The organism is Kordia sp. (genome assembly GCF_045105435.1).
GTDB lineage: Bacteria > Bacteroidota > Bacteroidia > Flavobacteriales > Flavobacteriaceae > Kordia.
In genome coordinates this window covers 1-2884 of sequence record NZ_JBGCDL010000270.1, presented here as the reverse complement: position 1 = coordinate 2884, position 2884 = coordinate 1, and the positions used below count along the sequence as shown (strand labels likewise).

At 35.4% G+C, this 2884-nt stretch carries 2 protein-coding genes and 1 pseudogene; 1 reads left to right on the top strand and 2 read right to left on the bottom strand.

From position 1 onward, the window contains the following. Positions 1-139: pseudogene (locus tag AB8B65_RS13950) on the bottom strand (thymidine kinase); the annotation flags it as partial. A 103-nt stretch (positions 140-242) separates the two neighbouring features. Here AB8B65_RS13950 and AB8B65_RS13945 point away from each other — a divergent pair. Further along, positions 243-1070: a hypothetical protein gene (locus tag AB8B65_RS13945; RefSeq protein ID WP_405301741.1), complete on the top strand. Its 828-nt coding sequence runs from the start codon at positions 243-245 to the stop codon at positions 1068-1070. A gap of 271 nt (positions 1071-1341) precedes the next feature. Here the strand turns inward: AB8B65_RS13945 and AB8B65_RS13940 are convergent. Further along, positions 1342-2884: gliding motility-associated C-terminal domain-containing protein (locus AB8B65_RS13940; protein WP_405301739.1), on the bottom strand; the 1543-nt coding region annotated here is incomplete at its 5' end.

Here is a 2884-nt window from a genome sequence, read left to right as displayed (position 1 = left end):
TCTCCACTTTTTGCTTTGCAAATTGTGCTCTTTTGAGTCTGCGGATCAGTTCTTCGGTTTTTCCAGAGAACATTGAACCACAAATAACTTCAATCCAACCAAATTGTTCTTTATGATTTACTGTATTTTCGAGAAACATTTTGTAATTTTCAAGTCGAAAACGAATTTATACTCGTTTTTGTAAAGGTGGAACAAATTTATTAAAAAAACAAAGGTTATACAACGACATTAGTTTAAAAATTATGAAGAAAAAATTAGAAGGAGATTTAGTAAGTATAGCGCATCGAATCCTAAAATTAAAAGGTAAAGAAGATGTAGTTGCATTACATAAAGAAGCGAAAGAAGTTTTTGAAAAGTTGTCGGTACTCTTATTTTTTGAAGAACAATTTAAAGATTCTGTGCCCGATTATGCAGATTCTTCTTTTTTCCAAACGCTAGAAAATGTATACAACCACGATAAGGTAGAGCAAAATGCAGAAGACGATGCTTTTACAAGGCATCATTTGGTAAGTGAAGACCCTGAGCAAGACGAATTGGTGGCACCTTTGATGGAAACTATTAAGAATATGGTGGCCGAAATGCCAGAAGACGACGCAGAAGAAGATCCACTTTTAGCCGAAAAAACACCTGAACCAAAACGCGAAACGCTAGAAGATATTTTGGCAGATGTATTACCGCAACCAACGTTTGTAAAGAGTGATGAAGTTACTGAGGTTAAAAAACCAACTCCAACACCAAAAGCAGTAGAAACGATTACTGAAGAAGTAAAAGCTGCCGTTGAAGTAAAAACCAAAGTGGCTAAAACGGAAACGAAACCAATGTCACTAAATGATCGCTTAAATACAGGTATTTCTATTGGATTGAACGATCGTATTGCCTTTACCAAACATTTATTTGATGGCAATCAAGAAGATTATAACCGCGTAATTTCGCAATTGAATACGATTGAAAGTGAAACGGAAGCAAAAGCTTTTGTTTTCGACATGATTAAGCCTGATTATAATAATTGGACTGGGAAAGAAGAATACGAAACACGCTTTGTGGAAATTATTGAACGTAAGTTTAATTAGTTTTTTGATTGATTAAAAGAGTCAAGATTTTTAGAGTCAGGAATCTAGATATTTTCTTAATACGTTTTTAAATGAATTTCTGCCTACACAAGAATAACAGATTGTAAAAAATACAACAGTAACTCCATACTGAACTTTTACACTGAGTTTATCTAAGTGTGATTCAGTATCACATAAGAGTGAGAAAAATCTAAAAGCAACAACGAGTCTAAAAGTGAAACGATCTAAAAGCGTCAGCGGTCTAAAAGCAAAGGAGCGATCTTTAAAAAACCTAATAATTCAAATATACCCAACCCGTTTTTTCAATAGTATTGTTTTGTAATTTAAGTATGTAAAAGTACGTTCCTACAGGTAAACGTTCATTTTTAGTAAACAATACTACATTCTGGTTGGCTTCACCATTCCAGTTATTGCTGTAGTTTCTTGTTTTGTATACAATAGTTCCCCAACGATTAAATATGACTAATTCATTGTCCGTATAATTATCTAAACACGCAATTTCCCAAACATCATTAATACTGTCATCGTTTGGAGAAAAACCATTCGGAATTTCTAAACAATCTGGAAATGTAATTGCGGTTGCTATGTTATTTGCAAGGTCTAAATCGGTTGCCGATTGCCCCACAATTTCAACAACGTTATTATAATCGTCACCATCAACCACCACAACATTTAAGCTTAATGTGGCCGAATTCCCTGCCGTTAAAGTCATAATTGTCCACAATTGTGTATTGGTATCATACATTCCATTACTTGCTATATGTGATACATATTGATATCCGTTTGGAAGCAACTCTTCTACAACAATATTTGTAGCGTCTTCTGTACTGTTATTTGTGATTGTAATTGTAAATTGAATCGATTCGCCAATAGAAGGCATTTCGGTATCTACTCCTTTTTCAATTCCTAAATCGATACACGAAACCGCAGTTACTTCAACGAGTTCGCGTGCAATGCCAGGGCAGTTATTTTCGTTGATGATTTCTATTTCATAGGTTGTATCTGTGGTAATACTTCCTGTATCAAACGATGTTCCTGTAAATACAATTTGCGTAGGGTTTGATGCCTCATACCAATTATACGTATACATTACCGTTGGATTGCTAATGGTTAGCGTTGTTGTATTTCCAATACAAACTTCCGCATTGTCAATGGTAAGATCAATATCATTATGAATTTCAAAAACGGCCACTTGCAATTCCACCTCATCATCATCCGCAAGTGAATCACCCAAATCATCTACATCAAAACTAGTATTAACATCACTATCTAAATCGACGGTATTTGTTGCCGTAATTTCGGCGGTGGTTTCATATTGATTCGCACTTGCATCTATATTTAAAATAGTCGTTGCAATCTCTGCGGTAAATGTGTTGTTTCCGGCTGCGCTAGAAATGACAATTCCGGAAAGTTCCCACATTCCTGTTGCATTTGTGTACGTTCCGCCTGCATTATCTGAAAGGTAGGTAAAACCCAAAGGATTCAAATAGTGTTCCACCGCAACAGTTGCAACATCGTCAGGACCATTATTTGTGATTGTAAGTGTAAATATAGCTTCATCACCTTCGCAATATTGTGTTTGATTAGGTGTTAGTGAAATTTCCAAATCGGCGCTTGGCGGAATAGGCAATACATTTAAGGTTGCCAACACAGTAGAAGCATCAATATTATTAAGGTTTGAAAAATTAGCAAACTCATTTGTGTACAATCCGCTTGTCGCAGAAGTAACTAAAACGGCAAAAGTACAGTTGGCAACACCATCTGGAATGACCAAATTGGCAATTCCCACAAAATCATCATTTGTTAAGCCAACA